We start from the raw sequence: 1467 nt of genomic DNA on the forward strand, positions 1-1467 counted from the left end.
GGTCGGTGCCGTGCCCGCGGATCCAGGCGTGATGGCGGGTGCGCCGGTCCGTCATCTCCTGGCGGACGGCGGCGGCGCGGACGGCGAGGCCGGGCGCCGGCTCCGGGGTGGCGGACATGTCTGCGGTCTCCTCCGCATCGGCGTCGGCGGCCGCCGGCGGCGGGCCCGCATCCATCGTCACCCTGTGCGGCCGTCCGGACACAGGGCCGGTGGGGGCACGATCCCGGCCTCCGGGAGGGACCTGTGGCCCAGGGGAAGGGACTTCAGGGCCCTGCCCGGGCCGATCCCGGGTGCCGGAGGCTGGGCAGCGCCATCTCCAATCGCCCTCCCCAGGAGAAGAACCCGATGTCCGCACACGTTCTCGCCGGAATCGACGGCTCGCCCGAAAGCACCGCGGCCGCCCGCTGGGCCGCCGACGAGGCCGGCCGCCGCGGGCTGCCGCTCCGGCTGGTCCACGCCCGGACATGGCTGGACGACATCCACGCCGACCCCACCCTGCCCCAGGACGTACGCGCCCTGGCCGCCCGCATGCTCTCCGATGCGGAGGCAGTGGTCCGCGGCACCCGCCCGGACGTGGCCGTCCGCACCGAACTGATCGGCGGCGGCGATCCGGTCGACGTCCTGGTCGAGGCCGCCGGGCAGGCGGACGTGCTCGTCCTCGGCTCCCGCGGGATCGGCGGCTTCGAGGGACTGCTGGTCGGCTCCGTCGGCCTCGCCGTCGCCGGCCGCTGCGACGTTCCCCTCGTGCTGGTCCGCGCCGGCGAACCGGAGCGCTCCGCCGGGCACGACGGGGCCGAGGTGGTCCTCGGCGTCGACACCCGCGACCCGGCCGCCGACGTGATCGACTTCGCGTTCCGCGAGGCCGCCCGCCGCGGCACGGTACTCCGTGCCGTCCACGGCTGGAGCCCCCCGCCGGTCTGGGGCTATGCGGGCTGGGTGCCGCCGCAGGCGGAGGCGGAGCAGTTCCGGGCCCTCGAGGCCGAACTGCTCGGCGACGCGCTCGCCGGTTGGCGGGAGAAGTACCCCGAGGTCACCGTGGTCGAGCACTGCCGGGCGGGCAGCGGTTCGTCGGCCGTGGTGGACCTCTCCGCCGACGCGGCCCTCGTGGTGATCGGCCGCCGGCGCCGCCCCCACCACATCGGCATGCGGCTCGGACCGGTCGCCCACGCGGTGCTCCACCACGCGCAGGCACCGGTGGTCCTCGTCCCGCACGACTGAGCGCCCGGCAGGTCCGCCGACGGCGACCCGCCCACCGACCGGCACGCCGTACCCGACCGGCCGTCACGTCCTGTCCGCCGCTGGGACAATGGGGCCCTGCTGTCCTATTGTCCCAGCTGGAGCACGGCAGAACTGCTGACGGTTTTGCCTGCCTCCGGCACGGGGGCGGGTCGAGAAGTACGGAGAAGCGATGGCGGACGGCGCAGCGGCCCGGGCGGTCGACCCGATCAAGGTGTTCCTGCTGGACGA

At 75.7% G+C, this 1467-nt stretch carries 1 protein-coding gene; it reads left to right on the top strand.

Features of this window, described 5'->3' with window-relative positions; all coding sequences use genetic code 11:
* The first annotated feature begins 345 nt into the window (after window positions 1-345).
* Entirely contained in the window at window positions 346-1218 is an 873-nt protein-coding gene (locus AB0M03_RS39620) for a universal stress protein (RefSeq protein ID WP_363501698.1), read from the top strand.
* The last annotated feature ends 249 nt before the right edge of the window (window positions 1219-1467 follow it).

Source organism: Kitasatospora sp. NPDC051914 (assembly GCF_040680995.1).
Taxonomy (GTDB): domain Bacteria; phylum Actinomycetota; class Actinomycetes; order Streptomycetales; family Streptomycetaceae; genus Kitasatospora.